Raw genomic sequence first — 26980 nt, 5'->3', positions numbered from 1 at the left:
CATACCAATAATTATCTGTTGAAACTGGTTTTCCAGCTATTTTTCCGTCCCAAATGAAATTCTCTGCTTTTGTAATTATTTTCACTTTTTTACCAAAACGATCGTAAATTTCGACTAACGCATTTGGATAAGCATGTAACAATTTACTCAAATCCCAATTGTCATTTATTCCATCATTATTTGGCGTAATCACATTTGTAATCACCATTGCTTCAGCAGGAATTTCTGTCAAACATTCTCCATTTTTAGACTTAACTCGAATAATATATTTGCCTGCAACTACGTTTTTAAACGTATTAGAACCTTGCCAAGGATAAATGATTTTACCTCTCTCATCTTCTAATTGATATTGAACAGAAGTATTTCCTCCACTTGCAACAATAATCATTGAATTATCTAAATCAGTATTTACCAAAATTGATGGAAATTCTATTAACTGAACTTCAGTTTCAGCAATCGAAACACAACTTCCAATTTTAGCTTCCAAACGATATTTACCAGCCTTATTTACAACAAAAGTTGAAGAAGTAGATGTATAAACTAAGTTATGATGTTCATCAAACCAATTGTATTCATCAAAACCACTCGGAGCTATAATGGTCATCGAATTAAAATCTGGACAGAAATAATAAATTGGTGCTAAATCAATTTGTGTAGCTTCGGTAATCGTAACTTGTAATTTTTGCGTAGAAGAACCACAACTGTTGGTTTCCGTAACTTGCAAAGTATAAACACCTAAAGGTGTATTCTTCCAATCGATTTCGACTTGATTTCCTGATGTTGTAATTGGGATATAACTTCCAGAAAAATTACTTTCTAAAACTTTCCAAACATAAGTAGAACCAGTAGTTCCGTTGCCAGAGTTTTCGTTCAAATCTACACCATACTGATGTTTTGAAGCAAAACATAGTTTTTGCTGACCTAATAGACTACATCCCAAAAGAAGCAGTAAGCCTATTAAGCCTATTTTTTTGAATTGATATGTTTTGTAATTATAAATCAATTTATATTAGAATTCAATTGGAGAGATCACCGGACCAGCGCTTAATTTAATTGTTACAGTTTTTCCTGCAGCATTTGTAATTGTAGAATTCGTGAATGTGACTTTTGTACTAAGTGGTGCCGGTTGTGTAGCTGTATAAGTAACATTATTTATAACAAAAACAACATCAACTGTTCCATTTGGAGTAATCTCTATATCTATCTTACCATCAGAATCTAAAGTAGCTGAAGTATTAGTGACTACAGATGTAACTGTAACATTTCCGTTTGTAACCTCAAAATTAACAATAGCCCCAGGCGTACCATATAAAGTAATATTAGCCTTAGCAGTACTACAAACATCGTCGCTATCTGCATCAATGAATAAAACATCAGGTTTAACTAATTTTACATTAATATCTGTTTTAGAGTCTTCCGTAGAAATCGAAGGTTGACAACTATTAAACTCTTCTGCTGTAATTTTATAATCTTTTATCAAAGCTGCAATTTCAGCCGGAGTTGGTACTCCTGACGGAGCTGTTGGCCATACAGCATTCCATGTAATTGTAGCTTGATTTGAATCGTTTAATCCTGATCCATCTGGATCATTTCCTGCTGTAAAAGTTGCTGTGGTGGTAGTTCCTGCATTAGGATTCCATCTGTACCATGAACCTGCCGTACCATCCGGAGAAGCTCCATTTGGCCCTTGAGTGTCAACTGTCAGAGATTTTGTAGCTACAAGTGGTGTACCATCAGCTTGTGTTGATCCATCAGTATAATATTGAGCTTGTGCTTTAAAACCTAACAAGGTGAAAGCAAATAAAGTAATGCATTTAAGAGTAAAATTTTTATTCATTTTTTTATGATTTTCTATTTAATTAATTCATTTCTATTGGTGCTATTTTAGGTAGTGGATTTTGTACAACATCAAATTTAAATTTTATATAACATCCTGTATTTTTTTTATCTTGAATAAAAAGTGTATTATCTCCACTTGTACTTATATCAGTCCACCATGGATTTATAAAGGGTTTATAAGTTACTCCATTATCATTACTAATCTGGTAAACTCCAGAACCACCTCCTAATGTTAATTTGATTCGAGCTGGTAGCTTGCACAATGAATAATCTGGTAGAATAATATTTCTCTCTACTTTCAATATATCTAATAAAGGAGGTGTACCAACTGTAACACAATTAGGTTCCCCTGTATACCAATCGCTTGCTGTATAAACTGACTTAGGTGCAATTGCTGTAGGCCTTCTAATCATACTTGTTCCTGTTTTATCTACTCTTAACTCATCTATTACAACTCCATTTTTTAATAATTGAATTTGATCATCATCATTAATTCCGTGAGAACCATTTAATATTAAATCATAATTAGGATTATTACAAATAATTGGAGATGTAGATGTTACACCAACACCTATTAAATAAATACTATAAGGTTGCAATAAACCTGTTAAAGCAATATTTGTAGTCCATGGTTTTGGAGGACTTGGATTATAATCTCCTCTTCTACGATATGTATAATTATTAAGATTAATCACTCTATCTGTTGGGTTATATATTTGTATAACCCCAAAAGAACCTGTTTTATGATCATATATTTGGGATATATATATTTCTGATCCTGTTGGTACAGTTGGACAACGTCTTTCCACCACAGTAAAAGATACATTAGACCATGTTTGAGCAGCAGCATGCTGTATAAAAAAGAAAAAAAGTGTGATAAAAAATAAAATTCCTTTCAATAGTATTTGTCTTTAGTAATTTCACAAAACTATCGTTCTTTTCTAACATAAAATTTAGAAATACATTATCATAATGTTAATTTTTTAACTTTTATTCCAACAAAAAACCGGGCTTAAAAGCCCGGTTTTTTGTTGGAATATCACAGCTACTTAATTTACATTTATCTCGTAGGTGATATCAATTCCTCCATTTGCAAGCATATCATGTACACTACAATACTTCTTAACCGCTAATTCAGCAGCCTTATTTGCTTTATCTAAATCAACATTTCCTTTTAAGAAAAATTTGATGTGAATATTTGTAAAAATATTTGGAATTTCATCTCGACGCTGACCTTCAACCTCAACTTTAATATCTTCAATTTCTTGACGTTGTTTTTTCAAAATTTCATTCAAATCAAAAACACTACAACTTCCCAAAGCAATCAAAACCAACTCCATTGGGCGAACTCCTTTTCCTTCTCCTCCAATCGATTCAGGTCCATCAATATTTACTTTTACCGAAGAACTTGACGCAGTCGCTTCATAGTGAGAAGCCTGATTTACTCTATTTAATTCAACTTTCATCTTATTTCTTTTAAAGTATAAAAATAATCATTCTCTAAAGATTTATTCTAATATTTGATTGAATAATGATTTTCTGAATAAATTTTAGCTAAATTTAAATTCAATTATAGAAAATTTTGATGAAACTGCTCAAAAAATACTTGAAAACGGAGGAATAATAGCATGCCTAAATTTGCTATTCCTGGAATGTCTTGGCAAGGATATTTTTTTTAGATACAAATAACAATGTTTTGGGAATTTTTGAAGTAGATCGAAACACAAAATAGCAACAAAGGCTGTCGTGAGACAGCCTTTATATTTTTTTATCACTTTATAATTTAAACGGTATGATATTTAAAACTTTGTTCGTTTTTAATTGTTTTTACTGATTCGTAAATCAACTCGATGACATTTTTTACATCAGCTTGATGAACCATTTCTACAGTTGTGTGCATATAACGCAAAGGCAACGAAATTAAAGCAGACGGAACACCTCCATTACTATATGCAAAAGCATCTGTATCCGTTCCTGTTACACGAGAACTTGCCGCACGCTGAAAAGGAATATTGTTTTTCTCAGCTGCATCAATAATTAATTCGCGCACATTATTTTGCACCGCTGGCGCATAATAAACAACTGGACCATCACCACATTTTTGCTCACCTTCTTTCGATTTTGTAATCATTGGAGTTGTAGTATCGTGTGTAACGTCCGTAATAATTGCAACATTTGGTTTAATTGTTTGTGTAATCATTTCCGCACCACGCAATCCTACTTCTTCCTGAACCGCATTTACAACGTATAAACCAAAATCTAATTGATCTTTATTTTCAGCCAATTTACGCGCAACCTCAGCAATCATAAATCCTCCCATTCTATTGTCTATCGCACGACAAACAAAATAACGGTCATTCAACGTAAAAAATTCATCAGGATAAGTAATCACACAACCAACGTGAATTCCAAGTTCAAGAACTTCTTCTTTTGATGTACAACCTGTATCAATCCAAATTTTATCTGGAGTTGGCGCTTCATCTTTTCCTGCTTGACGCAAATGAATTGCTGGCCAACCAAAAACTCCTTTTACAATTCCTTTTTTGGTATGAATATTAACCACTTTAGAAGGTGCTATCATATGATCTGATCCTCCGTTACGAATCACATAAATCAATCCATCATCAGAAATATAATTCACAAACCAAGAAATCTCATCAGCATGGGCTTCAATCACAACTTTATACTTCGCTTCAGGATTTATTACACCATAAGCAGAACCGTAATTATCTGTTTTTACTTCATCTACATATGGTTTGATATAATCCATCCAAACTTTTTGTCCTTCACTTTCAAAACCTGTAGGTGAAGCTGTATTTAAATATTTTGTCAAAAAATCCAAAGATTGTTGATCAAACAAATTATTTGTACTCATTTTAGTTTATTTATCTAACAAATGTACTAATTTTAGGAACAATTTTTGAACTAATTCTGATATGAAATTTTATATCTATCATATAACTTTACTACTTACTTTTGTTGGATTATCTAATGTTAATGCTCAAATTTTTGGGTTAGATTTAGGGGGAAAAAATCCTTCTCAAGAAATTAAAAATGATTCAATTAATTTAGATGAATTTGCGTTTAATCCTTTAGACACAATACATCTTAATGAAATGAATAGTTATTCGGTTCATTTAAAAACTGATTTAGAAAAAAAATATTATTTATGGCTAAGAAAGCGCGTTCGCGATGTTTGGCCTTATGTGAGAACTGCTGTTAGAGAATATAATTATGTATCGGATACGATTCAAACTATGGATAAAAGACGAGACAAAAAACGTTTTATTAAATCTCGTCAAAAGGATTTGGCTGATCAATTTGAAAATCAATTAAAAAATATGTCTAGTTCTCGTGGACAAATTCTTACTAAATTAATCTACAAAGAAACCGATAAAACAACATATGATATTATAAAAGAATTACGCGGCGGATTGAATGCTTTTCTTTATCAAGCAGCAAGTGGCGCATTTAATATTGATCTGAAACAAACTTATGATCCGAAGCGAACACGAGAAGATTTGTATATTGCGGTTATTCTTCAACGAGATTTTGCAGACGGAACGTTAAAACCTGTCGACGAAGATTAATTTATCTTTCATACTACCAATTATAATAATATTCTGATTTTTTATTATATTTGATTTAATAAAGGAAAAAACGTGGGAAACAATATAAAAAGAATTGGTGTATTAACCTCTGGAGGTGATGCGCCTGGAATGAATGCGGCCTTACGTGCCGTTGTAAGAGCATGTAAGTACTACGATATCAAATCAGTAGGAATCCGTCAAGGTTATGAAGGTTTGATTAACAATGATATGATTGAACTTGGACCTCGTTCAGTGAAAAATATTATCAATCAAGGTGGTACAATTCTTAAAACTGCTCGTTCTTTAGAATTCAAAACTACAGAAGGTCGTCAAAAAGCATATAATCATCTAAAACAAAATAACATTGATGCTTTAGTTGTAATTGGTGGAGATGGTTCTTTTACAGGAGCAAATATATTTCATCAAGAGTTTGGTGTTCCATTTATTGGAATTCCAGGAACAATTGACAATGATATTTTCGGTACAGATTTTACAATTGGATACGATACAGCTTTGAATACTGTAATTGATGCAATTGATAAATTAAGAGATACTGCTACATCACATGATCGTGTATTTTTTGTGGAAGTAATGGGACGCGATGCAGGTTTTATTGCTTTAAATAGTGGAATTGCTTCGGGTGCACAGGATATTTTGATTCCAGAACAACGTGATAGCGTCGAAGAATTATGTTCTTCTTTAGAACGTTCAGAAAAATCTGGAAAAAAATCAAGTATAGTTGTAGTTGCAGAAGGTGAAAAGTTAGGTGGAGTTTTTGAATTAGCAAAACAAGTACAAAATCGTCATCCAGAATATGATATTCGTGTAACAGTTTTAGGACACATACAACGTGGTGGTTCTCCATCTTGTCACGATCGTGTTTTAGCAAGTCGTTTAGGAATTGCTGCTGTCGAAGGTTTACTAGAAGGTAAAACAAATCTTATGGCTGGTATTCGTTCTAATAAAGTTGTATTTACAGCCATTGATGAAGCCATCAAAAAACACAATGAGATTGACGAAGAGTTGATCAAAGTAGCTAATATTTTAGCGATTTAAACATTTAATATAAAGGGAAATTATATATACTATGTCAAAAATTAAAATTGGAATCAACGGATTCGGAAGAATTGGTAGCCTTGTTTTCGGGGTTGCTATTGAGAGAAACGATATTGAAATCGTAGGTATTAACGATTTAGTAGACGTTGATTATTTAGCTTATATGCTAAAGTATGATTCAGTTCACGGAAAATTTAACGGAGAAGTTAAAGTAGAAAACGGAAACTTAATTGTTAATGGACAAACAATTCGCGTTACAGCTGAAAGAGACCCAGCGAACTTGAAATGGGACGAAGTTGGAGCTGATATCGTAATCGAAGCAACAGGTTTATTCTTAACAAAAGAAACTGCAGGAAAACACATTGAAGCTGGAGCAAAAAAAGTTGTTTTAACAGGTCCTTCTAAAGATGATACCCCTATGTTTGTAATGGGTGTTAACCACGAATCTGTAACAGCAGAAGACACTATCGTTTCTAATGCTTCTTGTACAACAAACTGTTTAGCACCATTAGCAAAAGTAATTCACGAAAATTTCGGAATTGTGGAAGCTTTAATGACAACAGTTCACGCAACTACTGCAACTCAAAAAACAGTTGACGGACCATCAATGAAAGATTGGAGAGGTGGACGTAGTGCAATGGTAAACATCATTCCTTCATCTACTGGAGCTGCGAAAGCAGTTGGAAAAGTAATTCCAGAATTGAACGGAAAATTAACAGGAATGTCTTTCCGTGTACCAACTGTTGATGTCTCTGTAGTTGATTTAACAGTTAAATTAGCAAAAGAAACAAACTACGACGAAATCAAAAAAGTAATGCGCGAAGCTGCTGAAGGAGATTTGAAAGGAATTGTAGGATACACAGAAGATGCTGTTGTTTCTCAAGATTTCGTAGGTGATACAAGAACATCTATTTTCGATGCAGAAGCTGGTATCATGCTAAACCCTACTTTCGTTAAGTTAGTTGCTTGGTATGATAACGAAATTGGTTACTCTAACAAAGTAGTTGATTTAGTTCAACACATCGCAAAGATTTAATTCTTAATTAATAATTAACAAAAAGGCTGTTCTCAATAAGTGAATGGCCTTTTTTGGTTTAGACTTCTAAAATTTTAAGAAAATTTTATTTTTTTTTAAGACTTTTTATGTTAATTCACTTGTTTTGATTCAAACTTTGATTATATTTGAATCACTTATAAAAAAAACAAGAAGCCTATAGATAAAAAATCTACTTACTAAACCAAATTATCTACCTTATGAATTACGAAGAAGACTCATTACTAATCAAAGACTATGTTGATGGTAATGAATATGCTTTAGAAATTTTAATTGAGAAGTATAAAAGTAGAATCTATAGTTTCATTTTCTCAAAAGTTTTAGACAAAGATATCACTGAAGATATTTTCCAAGATACTTTCATAAAAGTTATTCTTACACTAAAAAGTGGCGGATATAATGAAGAAGGAAAATTTTTACCTTGGCTAATGCGTATTGCGCATAATTTAACTATTGATTATTTTCGAAATATTAAGAAAATGCCTGCTGTTAGAGAAACTATAGGTAAATATGATGACGAATATAATATTTTCGATTTTATTGGAAACTCTGATGAATGTTCTGAATCCAAAATCATAAAAAATCAAATCGAAAATGATTTAAGATACCTGGTTACTTTATTACCAAGTGATCAAAGAGAAGTTTTAGAATTAAGAATTTTTAAAGAATTAAGTTTCAAAGAAATTGCGGAAGAAACAAATGTCAGTATTAATACTGCATTGGGAAGAATGCGCTATGCTATTATCAACTTGAGAAAAGTCATCGAAAATAATAACATTATTTTAACAATCGATTAAAAAATAAACTTATCTATTTAACGTTTTTAAAGTAAATAAGTTTTTATGATTGAATTTTACTCAGAAAAATTTGAACCAAAACAATCAACGATTGAAAAATTATTAATGTTTTCAAAATCAATTTCAGCATTGAAATTAAATAACGTGAAGGAAATAATAATCCTAAATTTAAATTAATCGAACACTGCTTTTATCAAATAAAAAATCCTGAAAATATTAAACATTTCAGGATTTTTTTATGCAAATAAATTAATCTTTTCTGAAAATCATAACTCAATTTATAACTATATTGCATCCTATACCACATCAAAAAAATTTTAGTATGACCCTACAAGAATTTAAAAATAGTTTAGATTTACCTTTAATCACTTCACCTATGTTTCTTGTTTCTCGAACAGAATTAGTTATAGAATCTTGTAAAAATGGTGTTTGTGGAACATTTCCTTCATTAAATGGTAGAAAACCAGAAGATTTTGAACAAATGCTAATTGACATCACAACTCAGTTAGAACAATTCGAAAAAGAAACTGGAAAAAAAGCAGCACCTTTTGGAGTAAATTTAATTGTAAATAGAACCAATCCAAGAATTGAAACTGATTTAGCTTTATGTGTAAAGTATAAAGTTCCATTAATCATAACATCTTTAGGAGCAGTAAAAGAATTAGTAGACACTGTACACAGCTATGGAGGAATAGTCTTTCATGATGTTATAAAAAAACGTCATGCTGAAAAAGCTGTAGAAGCTGGTGTGGATGGAATTATTGCTGTAGCTGGTGGCGCAGGCGGACATGCAGGAACTGCTAATCCATTTGCTTTAATCGATGATATTAGAACATTTTATAACGGCTGCTTAATTCTTGCTGGTTCATTGAATAATGGAAATGATATATTAGCTGCAGAAACAATGGGAGCAGATTTTGCATACATAGGAACTCGTTTTATAGCTACAAAAGAAGCAGCTGCAGATAATAAATACAAAGATATGATAGTAAATTCCTCATTTGAGGATATTATTTACACTGACGGTGTTTCTGGTGTTAATGCTAATTTCTTAAAACAAAGTATCAAACATTCCGACATTAATATCGAAGATAAAAAAGAAGAGGATTTTTCTAAACTAACAGATCATGATGACCAAAAAGCTTGGAAAGATATTTGGTCTGCCGGTCATGGCGTTTCTGGTATACATGATGTTCCTACAGTAAAGGAATTAATAACTAGAATGAAAAATGAATATAAAACTGCCTTAGAAAAGAATGTCCAACGCTTAAACAAATTAAAATTTTAATCTAACATAAAATGAAAACAACACAAGAACTCATCGAATTAATTTCTCTAAAAAAGTTAGAAAATAATCTATTCGAAGGAAAAAGTTCTTTTATGGGAAGTCCTCATGTTTTTGGAGGACAAGTTGTAGCACAAGCATTAAATGCTGCATACCAAACAGTAGACACAGACAGATTTTGTCATTCATTACATTCATATTTCATTTTAGCTGGTCAATTAGACGAACCAATCTATTATGAAGTTGCTATTTTAAGAGATGGAGGAAGTTTCAGTACAAGAGTAGTAACAGCAAAACAAAATAACGAAGCTATTTTTGTAATGGCATGTTCTTTTCAATTAAAGCAAGAAGGTTACGAGCATCAAGAAGAAATTCCAGATGTAAAACAACCAGAAGAATTAATCAGCTGGAGACAAATTGCAGAAATGTTCGGAGATTTTTTACCAAAAGCTACTAAGCAATTTATAATGGCCGATAGACCAATAGATTTTAAACCTGTCGAAACATTAAACCTTGCAGAAAAAAAAGATTATGAAAGTTATAGCAATGTTTGGATGAATTTTAATGATGCGCCAGAAAACTTACCCTTGCAAGTTGTTCATCAGTTAATCGCTTACAGCTCTGATTATAATTTATTATCTACAGCGTTAAAACCTCATGCTTCTAAGGCTCATTTTGGTAACACTCAAATGGCAAGTTTAGATCACTCCATTTGGTTTCACAGAACTCCAAATTTACAAGATTGGATTTTAGTGAGCGTAGATTGCCCAAGTACAATGGATACAAGAGGGTTTACAAAAGGAGAACTATTTAACAGATCAGGTGAGCTAATTTGTAGTGTTGCTCAAGAAGGTTTAATTCGACCAAAAACAAAATAAATACATCAAAAAAAAACCTCATAATATACTATTATGAGGTTTTATATTTATTTAGGCGTTCGAGCGGGTTTTCCTCAATATCTTTTCTAATTGATAATTTAACTGAAATAAAAATACATCCAATTAGAAAAGGATACCGCTTCACCTCCTAACGCAAAGTCAATCAAAAATAATTTTTGTTCCTTTACTTATACTATCTTGCATAATAAAATCAATAATCTCTTGATTTATATTTTCTGATAATACAGAACGTTTTTTAAAAATTAATAAATCAGCATAAAATACTGGTGGATGAAAGACTAATTCTCCTGAAACTCGTATAAAAACATTAACGGTCTGATTAGAATAATTAATTAATATTTCTCCTCTAGAAACAATTGAATAAGTTATTTGTTTCATCAATTATTTCTTATTTGCAAAGTAATCTAAAAAATTATTTGGATCAGCACCTGTTCTTTCGTTTGAATTCAATGAATCAATTTTATGAATATCATCCAAAGAAAGTTCAAAGTCAAACAATAAAGAATTTTCTTTTATTCGTTCTGGATTTACACTTTTTGGAATTGTAGCTATCCCTTTTTGTAGATCCCATCTTAAAATAATTTGAGCAACAGACTTATTATATTTTTTAGCTAAACTTTTTAGTATTTCATTTTCTAACAATCTCCCTCTCATCAATGGAGCCCAAGCTTGGTAAGCAATTTGATGATCTTTACAATAATTAACCAATTCTTGTTGAATCAACCTTGGATGAAATTCATTCTGAACAACCATCGGTTTATAAACGCAATTCTTCTGAATTATTTCTAAATGATGTTGCAAACAGTTAGAAACTCCAATAGATTTTACTAAACCTTCTTCATATAAAAATTCTAAAGCTTTCCAAGATTCAATTAATTTATCAGCGACTGGCCAATGAATTAAATACAAATCAATATAATCTAAATTCAGGTTTTTAAGTGATTGATGAAAAGCATTAATTGTTTTATCATATCCCATATCATCTATCCAAACTTTTGTAGTAATAAATAATTCTGAACGATTGATTTTGTAAGAATTAATTGCTTTACCAACTCCTATTTCATTATTGTAATAAGATGCTGTATCTATAAGACGATAACCTTCATCTAAAGCTGAATGAATAGCAGTTATAACCTCATCACCTTCATTCGTTTTATAAACACCCAATCCTAAAATTGGTAAATGAAGACCATTATATAATTTTATTTTTGTGTCTATATCAATCATAATTTGAATTTACGAATGAATTTACAATAAATAAATCTCTTAAAAAACTAGAGACCTAAATATAAATAAGTATTAACACTCATACTTAAAGGTCTAACATCTAAAGACTGTTGTGTTACTCCCCCGTTAATAGATTCTGTTGTAGCAGAAACTGTATGACTATGATCTCCTGCATTTGATGTTTGATAAGTACCTGAAGTATCATCTGCAATATTTGTTAAATTACCATTTCTTGTCATCTCATAAGATGTATTTCCCCTATCTGTATAATTATGATTATGTGACCCTGCAACATTTGTAGAAGCTGATGCAGATAAAGTAACATTTGGAAGCTGACCTCTAGTAAGAGTTTTAGTATTAGAATTTGACAATCCTCCAAGCGTTGTATTATTCTGTACTAAATAAGCATTTGTTGCATCAGGTAAATTAGTAGAAAAACCTAAAACACTAGCTTGTGCTTGCTGAGTAGACATTAAACTACTTACTGAACGTCCGTCCAATTTAACCCAACCATTATGGTCACTAGTAATAAGGCTATACTTAATATCACCAGTTAAATTAGTTGCTACAGCAATTGTTTTCCATTCAGGTGAATTTGAAACACCATTTGATGTAAGTACCTGCACTACCTTGACTTGTAGCATTACCACCAACATTCAATTCATTAGTAACTTGTAAACTACCATTTACATGAAATGTTTTCTGAGGTGTTGAAGTATTAATACCAACCTGTGCAATTGCTATGTCCACAATTAGACTAGCAATCATAATTAATAATTGTTTTTTCATAAAGTTTTAATTATTTGTATTTCAAATTTATACAATTATGTATTATAGTTATTTAACTTTCTTTTTTTTCAGGAAAATAAATAAAAAAAGGGACTAATAAATAGTCCCTTTTATAATTAAATAAAAAATATTAAAAAATATTAAACGCAAGTTGAATATTGCCAGAGTCATTAATTGGACTCCAAGAAGCTGTAGCAGTTATAGGTAATTGATATCTACCAAAATTAAGTGTTTTACCAATAATAAAACCTACGTTTGCTAAACCTGATTTAGGTCCATAAAAGTTTTTTCCTTTATCTTCTTTTTCAGGTGATAAAGCAAATGCTCCAGCAGCATACAAATCTAAATTAACTAATTTACTTTTCACCACAGGATAAGAGGCTTGTACATAAGAAGAATAAAGATTTTTCTCATTTTCAATTCCTCTATCTCTACCATGAATCACAGTAGACCAATATAAATTTAATGGAATTTTATCAGAAATTGTATATGACACAGAAAGATCTAAAAAGTGACCTGTTTTATCTCCATTATATTCAAAAAAATCTTTATTATTCCATGTAGCATTAGTGGAATAATTATAAATATCCCAAAGAGCAAAAGTTAAATTTTTCACTGGAGAATAAGTTACATAATAATCAAATTCTCTATATTCTCCAGTTGTTCCGTATCCTCCCCAAACTCCTGCTTTTAATTTACCATCTGCCGTACCAACTCCTGCATCTATAGCAAAAACGGTAGAATTTGTAACAGCTAAACCTCTCCATAAATGCATTGTTTTTAATTGACCATGTAAATAAAATGGAGATAATTCTTGCTGAAATTCTTCATTTAAAGACACCTTGCTTTTTTCATCCTCATTTATTTTAAGATCTGCAACATCATATGACTGAGAAAAAATACTAACTGGAGTTAAAAAAACAAAAGTTAGTAATATATTTTTTAGTGAAGTTATTTTATTCATGTTGTGTGGTTTTGAAATGAATAATTATATTAACTAGACAAAAAGTTAAATAATAACGCTGCAAAAACAGCTCCTAAAATTGGTCCTAAAATTGGAATCCATGCATATCCCCAATTACTTGAACCTTTACCTTTCATTGGTAAAAGAGAATGCATAATCCTCGGCCCAAAATCACGAGCAGGATTAATTGCATAACCAGTTGTTCCTCCTAAAGATAATCCAATAGACCAAACAACGAAAGCTACTGGTAAAGCACCAACTGATCCTAATCCTAATTTCACTTCTTCTGTACCCGAAGTACCTTTAGCATCAGAAAAATAAAATACACAAAAAACCAATACAAATGTTCCCAAAATTTCAGAAAGGACATTTCTAAAATTATTTGGAATTGCTGCCCCTGTAGAAAAAACACCTAATTGAGAACTTGGATCATCTGAAGAAGCATCAAAATGATCTTTATACATTGCCCAATTTAAAAATGCTCCTATCATCGCTCCTAATAACTGAGCAAGAATAAATAATGGTACTTTAGACCATTCAAATTTATTTGCTAATGCTAAACCTACAGAAACTGCAGGATTTAAATGAGCACCACTCACAGGACCTGCAATTACAACTCCTGCAAAAACAGCCAAAGCCCAACCTGTTGTAATAACAATCCAACCAGAACCATGACCAATTGTCTTTTTCAAAGCAACGTTTGAACAAACACCACCACCTAAAAGTATTAGGACAGCAGTTCCTATTAATTCAGCTGAAAATTCATTCATAATTCAATTGATTTAATCTTCAATCCAATTTTGAGTTCTTTTTACAGCCTTATTCCAGAATTTCAATAAGTCAGCTCTTTTATCTGAATTCATCTCTGGTTTAAAAACTCTATCCTGCTTCCATTGAACTTTTATCTCATCAATATTTTTCCAATATCCAACAGCTAAACCTGCTAAATATGCAGCACCAAGAGATGTAGTTTCCAAAACTTTAGGACGAATAACTTCATTTTCAATCAAATCAGCTTGAAATTGCATTAATACATTATTCGCACAAGCTCCGCCATCTACTCTTAATTCTTTTATTTCCCCTTCAACATCAGATTTCATACTCTTAATTAAATCATCAACCTGAAATGCAATTCCTTGGATAGCTGCTTTGGCAATATGAGCCTGTGTCGTACCACGAGTAATTCCAAAAATTGCACCTCTCGCATATTGATCCCAGTAAGGAGCACCAAGACCTGTAAGAGCTGGTACAAAATAAACACCACCATTATCTTCCACAGATGCAGATAATCTTTCACTTTCTGGTGCAGATGAAATTATTTTAAGACCATCTCTCAACCACTGAATAACAGCTCCTCCTACAAAAACAGAACCTTCTAATGCATAAGTTGTTTTACCGTCTATTTGCCAAGCAACTGTCGTTAATAAATTATTTTTTGAAAAAACTGGTTTTTCACCAATATTCATTAATAAAAAACAACCTGTTCCGTATGTATTTTTAGCCATTCCTTCCTCCACACACATTTGTCCAAATAATGCAGCTTGTTGATCTCCAGCAATACCAGAAATTGGAATTTTAGTTGAAAATAACGTTGTTGATGTTGTTCCATAAATTTCACTACTACTCTTTACTTCAGGTAGCATAGATTTGGGAATATCAAATAAATTTAACAATTCATCATCCCACTCCATTGTATTAATGTTATAAAGAAGTGTTCTTGAAGCATTAGAAACATCCGTAATATGCATTTTTCCTCTAGTAAATTTCCATACAAGCCAACTATCTACAGTTCCAAAACATAATTTCCCTTGTTCTGCTTTTTCTCTTGCTCCATCAACATTATCTAAAACCCATTTAATCTTTGTAGCACAAAAATATGAATCAATAACAAGACCTGTCTTTTCTTGTATAATATCTTTATACCCTTTTTCTTTTAATGAGTCACAGTATTTTGATGTTCTTCTATCTTGCCAAACAATTGCATTATAAATAGGATCTCCTGTTTCCCTATCCCATACTATAGTTGTTTCCCTTTGATTTGTAATACCTATAGCTGCGATATTAGTTCCATTTAAATCTGATTTAGCTACAGATTCAGCAGCTACTGAAGATTGTGTATACCAAATTTCATTTGGATCATGTTCTACCCAACCTGGCTGGGGAAATATTTGCTGAAAATCTTTTTGAGATATCGCTACAATTTCTCCATCATGATTATAAATAATAGCTCTCGAACTAGTTGTACCTTGATCTAATGCAAGAATAAATTTTTCGTGTGTTTCCATTTTTTGTGGTTTTTATTTTTTTTTCTTCTTATAATTGATATATTTTTGCTAATTGAGCAAATTCATTTACTTCTTTTTGAATCCATTGTTCATCTTTACCTAACTCTTGAGCCATAATTGTTGCTACTTTATGAGAAACTTCAACTGCTCCTTTTGCATCTAATAATAAAAGTCGAAGTCTACGAGCTAAAACATCTTCTAATTTATATGCTAATTCATTTCTTACAGCAAAAACAACACAAGCATATGTGTAATCATATTTTGGCAATAATTTTTCAGCATACTGAGGGTTTTCTTTTTCCAATTTCAATATCTCTGATCTATCAGAACCATAAAAATGTAAATCTTTTTCAAAGTTGACATTTTCTTCATATCCATGTATTTTTAATTGCTCAGTTTTACAACTTACTGAAGGAACTTTATTCAATTGAATAATTTTATCAATTGTATCTTGTCCCATTCTTCTAAATGTTGTCCATTTCCCACCTATAATTGTTACTAATCCACTATCAGAAACTAAGATTTTATGACTACGAGAAATCTCTTTAGTGTTTTTCCCTTCACCTTGTGGTGCAGCTAAAGGACGTAAACCAGCAAAAATAGCTTGCACATCATCTTTAGTCGGTTTTCCTACTAAATATTGTTGAGCTGTAGTTAAGATAAAATTAATTTCTTCATCTAAAGCTCGTGGTTCTAATTCTGCATGATCTCTAAGCGTATCAGTTGTTCCTAGAATTAATTTATCATACCATGGTACAGCAAATAATACACGACCATCACTAGTTTTAGGAATCATTAAAGCATTTTCACCTGGCAAGAATTTTTTGTCAATTGTTATATGAACACCCTGACTTGGTCTTACTAGATGAGGTGAATTAGGTTTATCAAATTGCAAAATATTATCAGCATAAACTCCTGTTGCATTAATAACTGCTTTAGCATTTAATTCATATACTTCTTCCGTATCTTCTGTTTTTATTTTTACTCCAGAAAGTTTTCCTTTCGAATCTTTTAAAAGACCTACAACTTTTGTATAATTTAAAACACAAGCACCATTTTCTATAGCTGTCTGAGCTATATTTAGGGCTAATCTTGAATCATCAAATTGACCATCTTGATACACTACTCCTCCTTTTAAACCATTAGGTTTTACTGTAGAAAGTAATTTCAATGTATTTTTTGAATTAACGTATCTTGATTTTCCTAAACTTAATTTCCCAGCTAAAAAATCATAAAACTTTAAACCAACCGTATACATAATATTATCAAAATACGAGTAATTAGGAATTACAAAAGAAGTATTTCTTGTAAGATGAGGTGCATTTTTTAATAATAGACCTCTTTCATGACAAGCCTCTTTTACTAAACCAATATCACCTTGTGCCATATATCGAACCCCTCCATGTAAAAGCTTAGTTGCTTTACTTGAAGTCCCTTTTGCAAAATCAGCTTGTTCAACTAATAAAGTCTTATATCCTCTAGTAGCAGCATCCATTGCACATCCAAGACCAGTGGCTCCTCCACCGATTATTATAACATCCCAATCTTTTGTTGATGCTATTTGTTTTAATAAAGAGCTTCTTTTCATAATAAAAACATTTCGAAATCAAAAATAATAAAAAAAAACAAATAAGAAATAAATAAAAACTATTTTTAATGTAAAAAGAAATAATTATATGTAAAAACTTTATTAAATTTGAGTAGATTTTAAAACATAAATGATGATAGAATTTGAAACAATGGCGCAAAGACATAATTATATTTTAGATCAATTAGAGAAAAATGAAGTCGTTAAAATATCTGATTTAGCAAAAAAACTTGATATATCTATTGTCACAATCAGAAAAGACATTAAAACATTAGAAAACATGAACTTAATATACAAAGCTCATGGTTTAATATATAAAAACAATCCCTATACACAAGATATAAATGTAAACGAAAAAAGCTTATTAAATGTTGAACAAAAGAGAGATATAGCAAAATTTGCTGCATCTTTAATTGAACCAAATGATGCAATTTTAATAGCTTCGGGAACAACTGTTTTACAATTTGCTCAGGCTATAAACGTAACAAATGGAAAGTTAACAGTTGTAACTTCTGCAATGAACGTTGCATTAGCTCTTAGTGGTAAAGCTAATATTGAAGTAATACAATTAGGTGGTGTTGTTCGACCAAACTCTACATCTGTTGTTGGACCTTATGCTGAAGATACATTGAAAAAACTTTCTTTTTCTAAATTATTTCTTGGAATTGATGGTATTGATACAGATTACGGATTAACAACCTCTAATTTACTCGAAGCCAATTTAAATCATCTTATGATAAAAGCTTCTCAAAAAACAATTGTATTAACTGATTATAGTAAATTCGGAAAAAAAGGTTTTGGTAAAATATGTAATCTTAATGAAATTGACCATATTATAACTGACTCTAGAATTACAGAAAAAGCAAAAGAAGATATTGATAAACTTGGAGTAAAATTAACTATTGTTTAATAATATTTCTTTTTGTTTCTTTTAATAAAAAAACCTTGATAACAATTGTTATCAAGGTTTTTTTATTATTATTTTAATTTTAATGCAATAATATATTGTTTTTTCTTTTACTTACATGACTGTAAGCATAATAACAACTGTACAATATAAATAATACAAAGAAGAAACAAAGCACAGGTAAATAAATTGACATAAATATCAAAATTACAGAACAAAGTGTTTCTACTGTACTAATTACAAAATTCCCTTCTCCTCTTGTAGTTATTGTTGATACATCTCTTGCTGCTGTCATAGTTGCAGAAATAAAGAAAGAAACTCCTCCTCCAATAACTATAGCTAATACCCAAGAAAGGTATTCATTAATCACCTCTGGTAATACAATTTTAAAAATAAATATCCCTGCAATTGCAGCTAAGAGCACAGATAATTTATCTAAAAAATTATCTAAAATAGGAATATAATATACTACTATTTCTACAGCGGCTAATAATCCTAAAATCATCATCGTTGTATCAGTTCCAATCCAACTCCAATTATCAGAAATATTTAAATCAATACTTCCTGAATCGGTTAATAAACTTACAATGAAAAGTGGTAAGAATATTCTAAAACCAGTTGCAGCTACTAAACCAATACCTATGAGTATTGGTAAGAGAAAATTTGTTGATAATAATTCGTTCATTTTTTATGTTTTTAACAGTTTTGATTACTTAAATTTACAAAAAAAATACTTAATAATTATCATTTTTTTCTTTCCTTTGCATCCGATTAAGAGAAACCAAGTACTGCAAAGTACTTTTTTTGTATAAATAAACCTAAATGTTTGAGTTACATCTAAATAATCGAATAATAAATCAATCATTTTTTAAATGCATCGATAATTATTTCTTTTCTCAAAATCAATCAACCAAAACTTCTTCACGACAACATTTAAAATTTTGCAAGAATCGATTTCTTTTTATTTTAATTTCTGATAGGAAAATTTTATCTTTAAGGAAATTTTACGAGAACTCTTGCAATGGAAACATCAAACGAAATTAAAAAAAATAATAAAACAAAAATGCTAGTAATAGGAATTGCAGGAGGAACAGGTTCGGGAAAAACAACTGTTGTAAATAATATTTTAAGAGATCTTAACGCGGAAAGCGTTATCGTTATTTCTCAAGATAATTATTATAAAGATCATCCTGAATTATCTTTTGATGAACGTTCTAAGATCAATTTTGATCACCCAAGATCAATTGATTTCGAATTACTAAAAGAACATGTCGCTTTATTGAAAAATGGCGTATCAATAGAACAACCTGTCTATTCGTTTATTACGCATAGTCGCAAGGAAGAAACGATTTTAACCCATCCACAATCGGTTATTATTGTAGAAGGAATTTTGGTATTGACTGACCCAGATTTACGCGATTTATTTGATGTAAAAATCTTTGTTCATGCAGATTCTGATGAGCGTTTAATTCGTCGTGTACGTCGTGATATCCAAGAACGTGGGCGCGATTTGGATGAAGTTTTAACGCGTTACCAAAAAACGTTAAAACCTATGCATCAGCAATTTATAGAACCATCTAAAAACTATGCAGACATTATTATTCCGAATATGAAAAAGAAAAATTCTGTCGCAATCAAAGTTTTATCAACTGTAATTAAAGAAAAACTCAACTCGAAAACTACTGTATAATGAAAGAAAAATCGGAAGAAATCTTTGACGAAGAACTTACACCAGAAGTACCGAAAAGAAAAATTAAGGATACACGTGTATTCAAATTTGTTTGGAATCGTTACTTTGTTCTAACGGTTGCGTTTGCTGTTTGGATGATTTTTTTCGATCAAAATTCTTTTTTCGTACATCGCGAGTTGGATAAACAAATCAAATTATTAGAAGTTGATCAACAATATTACCAAGAACACTTGGATACTGAGTCTGAAAAATTAAATCAACTAAATAGTAATCCTGCTGAAATTGAAAGGATTGCAAGAGAAAAGCATTTCTTGAAAAAAGATGATGAAGATATTTTTATCATTCAGCAAGAAAAAGTTACGAAGCCACAAAATAAAGAAAATGAGTAAGTTATTTGAAAATTTTGATTCTATTTCTGAAAAAGAATGGAAAAATAAAGTTCAAGTCGAGCTAAAAGGTTTAGAATATAATGAAACTTTAGTTTGGGGAACGAACGATCAAATAAATGTAAAACCATTATATACAAAGGATGATGTCGATTATTCGGCTGTACAACCTTTACCAAAATCCTCAAAAGATTGGAAAATTATTTCGAAATATACTGGAAATAAAAACCAAGATTACAGCTTTTTGTATGGATATTTGATTAATCAAAATCAAATTGATTCATCGTTAGAACTTCCTAATTATCTAGATTTATTTATTAAATATAATGGAACTTCTGATTTAAAATCGCTTGAAAATCTTCCAAATCTGAAATATTTAGATTTAGATATTTATGGATATTTGGCTCAGAATGGACTTTGGCAAAATGATTCAGAAAAAGCATCAAAAGAAGTTGTGAAAGAATCTTTAGCGTTGAAAAATTTCGAAAAAGTAATTTCAATTCAAGGAGATGTTTATCAAAATGCTGGTGCAAATCATGTTCAACAAATCGCGATAACACTTGCGCATGCTGTAGAATATTTAGAAAATTTTGGAGCTGATATTGCGGACAAAATCTATTTTAAATTCGCTGTTGGAAGTAATTATTTCTTCGAAGTTGCAAAATTAAGAGCATTCCGCTTTTTATGGAAAATGATTTTGGAGCAATATAACAAAGAAAGTGAAGCATTTATTTTCACTTCAACATCAGATCGCAATAAATCTAAATTAGATATTTACAACAACGTTATTCGCTCTACAATAGAAGCTTCTTCGGCTATTTTCGGTTCAAGCGATGCTGTTTTTGTTGGATCATATGATGAAGTAAATAAAGAGTCTGATTTTGGGTTAGAATTAGCCGCAAAACAACAATTATTGTTGCAAAAAGAATCTTATTTGAATCAATTTGCTGATCCTGCTGCTGGTTCTTTCTACATCGAAAGTTTGACAAATCAAATGGCTGAAAATGCGTTAGAATTGTTCAAAACGATACAAAATGTAGGCGGTTTTGTAAAAGCTTTACAAAATGAAACTATTCAAGATTTTGTTTACACAAGCGCGAAAAAAGAGCAAAAAGATTTTGATGAGCAAACTATTAAATTAATTGGTGTTAACAAATTTAGAAATCCTGCGGATGTGATTGAGAAATCGCCAAAAGAAAAAGTGGTAAAACAAGCACTTTTTGTTCCAATTGTTCCAACTCGTTTGGCAGAAAAAGAGGAAAAAAAATAGTTTTTGCATGAATTGGATGCCAATTTCATTAAAAGAACTTAATAATATAATCGAAACTTCAGTAGCTGTGATGGATACTGAAGTTTTGTGTTTAATAAAATAATATTTTACGTCAAAAAATAACATTTTGAATCCAACTATTTTAACAAAAGAATTTCAAGATTATCTGAAAATAATCGAACATGAAGACATCAAATCTATAGGTTTGAAAAAATCGTTGTTTGAAGAAATTTCTTCTGCTGAAATTGCACAACAATTGAAAGGGATTCAAGTTTCAAAACATAAATTTCCAACACTTTATTCGACAGAAAATATTTATTTTCCGCCTTCAATTAATTTGGAACAAGCAAGTTCAGAAGCCACAGCAAATTATAAATCAACTTTAGTTAAAGGAAAAAATTTGATTGATTTAACCGCAGGTTTTGGAATTGATACCATGGCTTTTGCAAAGAATTTTGACAAAGTATATCACATCGAACAAAATCCTGAATTGAGTGAGATTGTACAACATAATGCTAAAATTTTAGCGCCAAATTTAGAAACCTATACAGGAACTTTTCAGTCTTTTTTTGAAGAAAATCCTACATTAAAATTTGATGTTATTTATCTCGATCCAGCAAGAAGAAATTCGAGCGGAAGAAAATTTATTTTGGAAGATTTAGAGCCAAATATTTTAGAATGGATTCCAACTTTTTCCGAAAAAACAGAGAAAATTATCATCAAGCTTTCGCCTTTATTAGACATCACTTCTACCCTACAACAAATTGATTCAATTTTTGAAATACACATTGTTGCATTAAAAAATGAAGTGAAAGATTTTCTAATCATTTTAGATAAAAATTCTTCGACAAAAAATCCTTTGATAAAAGCTGTTAATTTAGAAAATAATCAACCCGAATTTTCTTTCCATTTTGAAGAAGAATATAGTGCAAATGCAAGTTTTGAAGAAATTCAACATTATATTTACGAACCAAATGTTGCGATTCTAAAAACTGGTGCTTTCAAATTATTGAGCGAAAAATTCAATCTTCATAAACTTCATCAGAATACTCATTTGTATACTTCGAATGAACTTTTAGAAAATTTTCCTGGAAAAATTTACTTAATTGAAGAAGAAATTAAAAATCCAAAAAAAGAAATTCTAAAAACAAAAGCGAATTTATTAGTCAAAAATTACAATCAGCCAATAGATGTTATCAAGAAAAAATTCAAAATTATTGATGGCGGCACAACAACTTTAATTTTTACACAAAGCATTGATGGTTTTCATATTCTAAAAACTTCACGAGTTTAGTTGGGTTTCGAAAAAAGTTGTGTTAATTTTATACAACAATTTTCAACCTTAAAAAATTACAATTGAAAATCATCAATAAAATTGAAAACTTTATCTACGGAGAAGCGCTTTCAGATGGCTTAAAAACTTCTTTAGCGATTATCATTCCGCCTATCGTAGCCAGCTTGTTTGGCGATTTATATGCCGGTGTAACGATAAGTCTTGGTGCAGTTTTAGCACACATGACGGATACACCTGGTCCATTTAAAGAACGCCGAAACCTGATGTGGCTTTCCGTGCTCTTGATTTTCTTTGTTTCGTATTTCACCAAAACGATTAATAGTTACCCAATATTTCTAGGTATTTGTTTAACAATTATCGTTTTCTTTTCTAATATGTTAACCGTTTGGGGACAACGTACGAGTGCGCTTGGAATGGTCATTATGATGTCAATGGTAATGAATATGAATGATTTACGACATGAGTTAAGCCCTCTTCATATTGCGCTTTTTGTGACGGCTGGAGCAGCTTGGTACACTATTTTTAGTCTAGCTATTAGCACTTTTCGTCCTTATCGTATGGCGCAGCAAAACTTAGCTGATACAATGATTCATATTTCTGAATACATTCGAATCAAGGCTTCTATGTTTGATAAAGACTCAAATTATGATGATATTATCAAAAAATTAATCGATGAACATGTTGTAATTAATGAAAAACAAAGTTTAGTTCGTGAATTAGTTTTTTCGAATAAAAAATTGGTAAAAGACCAGACTCCAATTGGGCGTTCGATTGTATTTATTTTCTCTGACTTAATCGATATTTTCGAGAATATTACCGCGACTCAATACGATTATGTAAAAATTCGAGAAGTTTACGGTGATACAAAAGCTATGCGCAAAATCTATAATTTAATGAATAAATTAGCGCATGAGCTTAAAATGATTGCTTATCATATTAACTCGAACAAACGTCCTAAACAACCTACTTTTGACTTTGAAGTTGAGTTGAAAAAGATTGATGATGCCATCAAAGAATTATATGCAGAAGGACAAAAACCAATCGTTTTATCTAAAATTTATATCAATCTAAAGCAAATTGTTTATAAAATAGAGTTTATTCATAAGTTTTTTTATGATGATTCGTTCACAGAAAAAAAGAAAAATCCGCTGGATCATGCCGAACATTTTGAACCTACAGTTGATTATTCTTTACGAAAATTAAAAGATCATCTGAATCTAAAATCTTCAATTTTTAGACATGCAATTCGTGCATCAATTGTAATGTTATTAGCTTATGGCGTCACATTTATTATTCCGATGACTTATCATAGTTACTGGATTTTGATGACAGTTCTAGTAATCTTAAAACCTGGTTTTAGTGTAACAAAAAAACGAAACTTTCAGCGTTTGAAAGGAACAATTGGCGGTGGATTAGTTGGGGTTTTAATATTATTGATAATTCCTCAACACAGTATCCGATTTGCTTTAATGCTTATTTTCATGTTAATGGCCTACACTTTTATTCGTCACAAATATGCAATTGGTACATTTTACTTAACCGCGTATATTCTTATTTCGTTTAGTTTTTATTCGCAAAAAGATTCATTGTATATTATTCAAGAACGTTTTATTGATACACTTGTTGGAGGATTTATGGCGTTTATTTCGAGTTATTTGATTTTACCAACTTGGGAAAAAAATAATATGAACGAATATATTCAAAAAGCATTGATTGCAAATTATGAGTTTATCTATTTGGTTTTTAAAAAATTAGCCGACAACGAAGTTTCTACAACAGATTATAAATTAGCTAGAAAAGATGTTTTTATTGCAATGGCAAATATTAATTCAGTTTTTCAGCGTGTAATTTCTGAACCGAAAGGAAAACAAGAAAATGCTAACGTACTGAATAAATTCACCATTTTCAATCAATCATTTGTCTCATATTCAGTTGGTTTAGTTAAAATTTTAAAGAAAAACAATTCCGTTATTTTAACTTCAGAACATATTCGATTGATGAAGAAAATTTTGCAATTATTGTTACAAAACATTCGGCTTTACGGTGAATATGAAACAGAAAATTTACCAAAAACAATAGAGTTTAGAGAAAAAACTGTTGTTTATACGGAAATTGAAACAGAGGCTTTGCAAAATGATTCTGAACTGATTGAAGATCTATTAGAGTATTTATACGAGATTGCTTACGATTTCACAAAAGTTGGTCACGTTTTTGTGAAAGAACAACCGTTAAAAGAATAAAAAATGACAATCATCCAGCTGTTTAAAAATCTACGTCCATTTGTAAAACCTTATCGTTCTTTGGTTGTCGCAACTTTGCTCCTAACCTTAGTTGGATCTTTTACTTCACAAGTAAATGCCCTTATTTTACAATATACCGTAGATTCTATAAATGGTTTGGTTGAAGCTGGAAAAGGATTAAAAGAAGGTCTGAAAATCATTTCGTTTATTTCAATTGTTTTGATGACAAAAGAAATCTTGAATGCTTTTATCACATTTGGTCAAAAATATTATGGTGAAAAGCTTAGAATCTTAGTTTCACAAGATTTAGCACAAACCATTATCGAAAAGATTTTGACGTACCGAATGGCATTTTATACAAATCAAGATAATCAAGCAGGAAAACTTCAAACCCGTATTGACAGAGGAATTGAAAGTTTGACACGTTTAGTTCAAAACTTTTTTATCGATATTCTTCCACTTTTTGCCAATTCAATTGTTGCTTTAATTTTAATGTTCAATGCTAATTTTTATGTTGGATTGGTTGGACTTTGTATCGTTCCGATTTATTTCATTATCACGCAACAGCAAGCGAAAAAGCTGAGTGGTTGGCGACGAAACTTAAGAGGTTATCGTGAACAAAAATCACAAGGAATTATCAGCATAATTGATTCAATTACAGTAATTAAATCATTTAACCGAGAAGATATAGAAGGTAAAAAACAACTTGATTTGCAAAAAGAATTGACGAATAATCAAATGCAAACACGCAAAACAAGCTTCTTTTTTGATGGTTTAAAATCTTTTATCGAGCAGTTTGGCGTAGTGATTATCATTATTTTAACTTCGTATTTGGTTCTTGACGGACAAATGACAATTGGTGCAATTATGTTTCATATTTTGTTGTTTAACAACGTTTCTGCGCCTATTCGTCAACTGCATCGTATTTACGATGAAATGAATGATGCTATGATTTATTCCGAAAGTTTCTTTGGAATTTTGAAAGCAGACAATGAAAAAGAATCATCTGGGAATTATCTTCCAACAAATCTAAAAGGAAAATTCGAAATCCAAAATGTTGACTTTTCTTATCCAAATGGTTACAAAGCCTTGAAAAATATCAACATGACAATTCAACCCAATAAAATTACTGCTTTAGTTGGTTTGTCTGGTGCTGGAAAAAGTACAGTGATTAATTTGTTAGATAAATTTTATCAACCTGATTCTGGAAAAATTCTACTTGATGGAATTGATTTAGAAGAATATGACACGCAATTTTTACGTGATAATATTGGGTTGGTTTTACAAAAAAATCACATTTTTAATGGAACAATTGAAGAAAATATTCGTTATGGAAATGTAAACGCAACTTTCGGAGAAATAGAAGATGCTGCAAAACGCGCTTATATTCATGAACAAATTATGGACTTGCCAGAAGGTTATCAATCCAAAGCCTTATTGTTATCTGGCGGTCAACAACAACGCATCGCCATAGCACGTATGTTTCTCAAAAATCCACCAATTATTTTTCTAGACGAACCTACTGCAAGTTTGGATGCAATTGCGACAGAACAGATTAAAAATAGTTTGGATGCCATCAAAAAAGATCGAACAGTTATCATTATTTCGCATAGTATTTCTCAAATTATCGATGCCGATTATACATACGTGATGAAACAAGGCGAAGTTGTAGAACACGGGATTCATGAAGATGTCTACAAAATGAACGGCACTTATAAAGAGATTTTTGATGCGATGGCAAAAAGCTTAAACATTGAAAAAATTGCCAAAACTTTTGACGATGAAGAAGAAGAAAATTATTAGCAATAATTTTATTATAA

Annotated in this window: 27 protein-coding genes; 13 read left to right on the top strand and 14 right to left on the bottom strand. The window is 30.8% G+C overall.

Going from position 1 to position 26980, the window contains the following annotated elements:
* The 5 genes from N5E64_RS10230 to N5E64_RS10210 all read right to left on the bottom strand — a co-directional run.
* On the bottom strand, positions 1 to 1003 hold a 1003-nt coding region (locus N5E64_RS10230; RefSeq protein ID WP_280037452.1), incomplete at its 3' end, for a T9SS type B sorting domain-containing protein.
* Positions 1004 to 1009: 6 nt separating this feature from the next.
* Positions 1010 to 1789: a hypothetical protein gene (locus N5E64_RS10225; protein ID WP_280037450.1), complete on the bottom strand. Its 780-nt coding sequence runs from the start codon at positions 1787 to 1789 to the stop codon at positions 1010 to 1012.
* Between the two features lie 70 nt (positions 1790 to 1859).
* Positions 1860 to 2648, bottom strand: a complete 789-nt coding sequence (locus N5E64_RS10220) for a hypothetical protein (RefSeq protein WP_280037449.1) — start codon at positions 2646 to 2648, stop codon at positions 1860 to 1862.
* Between the two features lie 240 nt (positions 2649 to 2888).
* Complete coding sequence (locus N5E64_RS10215; RefSeq protein WP_115001108.1) at positions 2889 to 3305, bottom strand: OsmC family protein; 417 nt, start codon at positions 3303 to 3305, stop codon at positions 2889 to 2891.
* Between the two features lie 317 nt (positions 3306 to 3622).
* Positions 3623 to 4714, bottom strand: a complete 1092-nt coding sequence (locus N5E64_RS10210) for a M42 family metallopeptidase (RefSeq protein WP_219034484.1) — start codon at positions 4712 to 4714, stop codon at positions 3623 to 3625.
* Between the two features lie 61 nt (positions 4715 to 4775).
* Between N5E64_RS10210 and N5E64_RS10205 the strand changes: the two genes are divergently transcribed.
* From N5E64_RS10205 to N5E64_RS10180, 6 genes are all read left to right on the top strand, one after another.
* Positions 4776 to 5429, top strand: a complete 654-nt coding sequence (locus tag N5E64_RS10205; protein WP_280037447.1) for a DUF4294 domain-containing protein — start codon at positions 4776 to 4778, stop codon at positions 5427 to 5429.
* Between the two features lie 72 nt (positions 5430 to 5501).
* A complete protein-coding gene (gene pfkA, locus N5E64_RS10200) occupies positions 5502 to 6485 on the top strand; it encodes a 6-phosphofructokinase (protein ID WP_260391944.1) in 984 nt (327 codons plus the stop codon).
* Between the two features lie 31 nt (positions 6486 to 6516).
* On the top strand, positions 6517 to 7521 hold the full coding sequence (gene gap / locus N5E64_RS10195; RefSeq protein WP_038336349.1) for a type I glyceraldehyde-3-phosphate dehydrogenase: 1005 nt from the start codon (positions 6517 to 6519) through the stop codon (positions 7519 to 7521).
* Positions 7522 to 7739: 218 nt separating this feature from the next.
* Positions 7740 to 8336 carry a sigma-70 family RNA polymerase sigma factor gene (locus N5E64_RS10190; protein WP_280037446.1) on the top strand — a complete coding sequence of 199 codons (597 nt, stop codon included), beginning with the start codon at positions 7740 to 7742 and terminating at the stop codon, positions 8334 to 8336.
* A 322-nt stretch (positions 8337 to 8658) separates the two neighbouring features.
* Complete coding sequence (locus N5E64_RS10185; protein ID WP_115001115.1) at positions 8659 to 9624, top strand: nitronate monooxygenase family protein; 966 nt, start codon at positions 8659 to 8661, stop codon at positions 9622 to 9624.
* An 11-nt stretch (positions 9625 to 9635) separates the two neighbouring features.
* Positions 9636 to 10499, top strand: a complete 864-nt coding sequence (locus N5E64_RS10180) for an acyl-CoA thioesterase II (RefSeq protein ID WP_115001117.1) — start codon at positions 9636 to 9638, stop codon at positions 10497 to 10499.
* A 159-nt stretch (positions 10500 to 10658) separates the two neighbouring features.
* Here the strand turns inward: N5E64_RS10180 and N5E64_RS10175 are convergent, their stop codons facing one another.
* The 8 genes from N5E64_RS10175 to N5E64_RS10140 all read right to left on the bottom strand — a co-directional run bounded on the left by N5E64_RS10175 (position 10659) and on the right by N5E64_RS10140 (position 17373).
* Entirely contained in the window at positions 10659 to 10898 is a 240-nt protein-coding gene (locus tag N5E64_RS10175; protein ID WP_115001118.1) for a hypothetical protein, read from the bottom strand.
* Positions 10899 to 10901: 3 nt separating this feature from the next.
* Positions 10902 to 11747, bottom strand: coding sequence for an aldo/keto reductase (locus tag N5E64_RS10170; protein WP_115001120.1), 846 nt, complete (start codon positions 11745 to 11747; stop codon positions 10902 to 10904).
* Positions 11748 to 11794: 47 nt separating this feature from the next.
* A complete protein-coding gene (locus tag N5E64_RS10165) occupies positions 11795 to 12373 on the bottom strand; it encodes a hypothetical protein (RefSeq protein WP_125349248.1) in 579 nt (192 codons plus the stop codon).
* Positions 12333 to 12515 carry a hypothetical protein gene (locus tag N5E64_RS10160; protein WP_125349247.1) on the bottom strand — a complete coding sequence of 61 codons (183 nt, stop codon included), beginning with the start codon at positions 12513 to 12515 and terminating at the stop codon, positions 12333 to 12335. The genes N5E64_RS10165 and N5E64_RS10160 overlap by 41 nt, the downstream gene beginning before the upstream one ends.
* Positions 12516 to 12666: 151 nt before the next feature.
* The gene (locus N5E64_RS10155) at positions 12667 to 13500 is read right to left on the bottom strand and encodes a hypothetical protein (protein WP_115001125.1); all 834 of its coding nucleotides are present in this window, start codon (positions 13498 to 13500) and stop codon (positions 12667 to 12669) included.
* 29 nt (positions 13501 to 13529) lie between these two features.
* Entirely contained in the window at positions 13530 to 14270 is a 741-nt protein-coding gene (locus tag N5E64_RS10150; protein ID WP_115001127.1) for an MIP/aquaporin family protein, read from the bottom strand.
* A gap of 12 nt (positions 14271 to 14282) precedes the next feature.
* On the bottom strand, positions 14283 to 15785 hold the full coding sequence (gene glpK / locus N5E64_RS10145) for a glycerol kinase GlpK (protein ID WP_115001128.1): 1503 nt from the start codon (positions 15783 to 15785) through the stop codon (positions 14283 to 14285).
* A gap of 28 nt (positions 15786 to 15813) precedes the next feature.
* Positions 15814 to 17373: a glycerol-3-phosphate dehydrogenase/oxidase gene (locus N5E64_RS10140; protein WP_115001130.1), complete on the bottom strand. Its 1560-nt coding sequence runs from the start codon at positions 17371 to 17373 to the stop codon at positions 15814 to 15816.
* A 133-nt stretch (positions 17374 to 17506) separates the two neighbouring features.
* Here N5E64_RS10140 and N5E64_RS10135 point away from each other — a divergent pair, with 133 nt between their 5' ends.
* A complete protein-coding gene (locus N5E64_RS10135; protein WP_115002099.1) occupies positions 17507 to 18283 on the top strand; it encodes a DeoR/GlpR family DNA-binding transcription regulator in 777 nt (258 codons plus the stop codon).
* 79 nt (positions 18284 to 18362) lie between these two features.
* On the opposite strand, the gene N5E64_RS10130 is transcribed toward N5E64_RS10135, so the two are convergent.
* A complete protein-coding gene (locus tag N5E64_RS10130) occupies positions 18363 to 18965 on the bottom strand; it encodes a DUF4126 domain-containing protein (RefSeq protein WP_115001131.1) in 603 nt (200 codons plus the stop codon).
* Between the two features lie 336 nt (positions 18966 to 19301).
* On the opposite strand from N5E64_RS10130, the gene udk reads away from it, so the two are divergent.
* From udk to N5E64_RS10100, 6 genes are all read left to right on the top strand, one after another.
* On the top strand, positions 19302 to 19970 hold the full coding sequence (gene udk / locus N5E64_RS10125) for a uridine kinase (protein ID WP_260392473.1): 669 nt from the start codon (positions 19302 to 19304) through the stop codon (positions 19968 to 19970).
* Entirely contained in the window at positions 19970 to 20359 is a 390-nt protein-coding gene (locus N5E64_RS10120) for a septum formation initiator family protein (protein WP_280037436.1), read from the top strand. Before udk ends, N5E64_RS10120 begins: the two co-directional genes overlap by 1 nt.
* Positions 20352 to 21626: a methylmalonyl-CoA mutase family protein gene (locus N5E64_RS10115; RefSeq protein ID WP_280037435.1), complete on the top strand. Its 1275-nt coding sequence runs from the start codon at positions 20352 to 20354 to the stop codon at positions 21624 to 21626. The genes N5E64_RS10120 and N5E64_RS10115 overlap by 8 nt, the downstream gene beginning before the upstream one ends.
* 127 nt (positions 21627 to 21753) lie before the next feature.
* Positions 21754 to 22920 (top strand): RsmD family RNA methyltransferase, encoded by a 1167-nt coding sequence (locus tag N5E64_RS10110; RefSeq protein WP_280037433.1) that lies wholly within the window; start codon positions 21754 to 21756, stop codon positions 22918 to 22920.
* A 62-nt stretch (positions 22921 to 22982) separates the two neighbouring features.
* The gene (locus tag N5E64_RS10105) at positions 22983 to 25160 is read left to right on the top strand and encodes an FUSC family membrane protein (protein WP_280037431.1); all 2178 of its coding nucleotides are present in this window, start codon (positions 22983 to 22985) and stop codon (positions 25158 to 25160) included.
* A gap of 3 nt (positions 25161 to 25163) precedes the next feature.
* Positions 25164 to 26963, top strand: a complete 1800-nt coding sequence (locus N5E64_RS10100; RefSeq protein ID WP_115001141.1) for an ABC transporter ATP-binding protein — start codon at positions 25164 to 25166, stop codon at positions 26961 to 26963.
* The last annotated feature ends 17 nt before the right edge of the window (positions 26964 to 26980 follow it).

This window comes from Empedobacter sp. GD03739 (assembly GCF_029843245.1).
Classification (GTDB): domain Bacteria; phylum Bacteroidota; class Bacteroidia; order Flavobacteriales; family Weeksellaceae; genus Empedobacter; species Empedobacter falsenii_B.
This window is presented reverse-complemented; position numbering and strand designations above follow the sequence as displayed.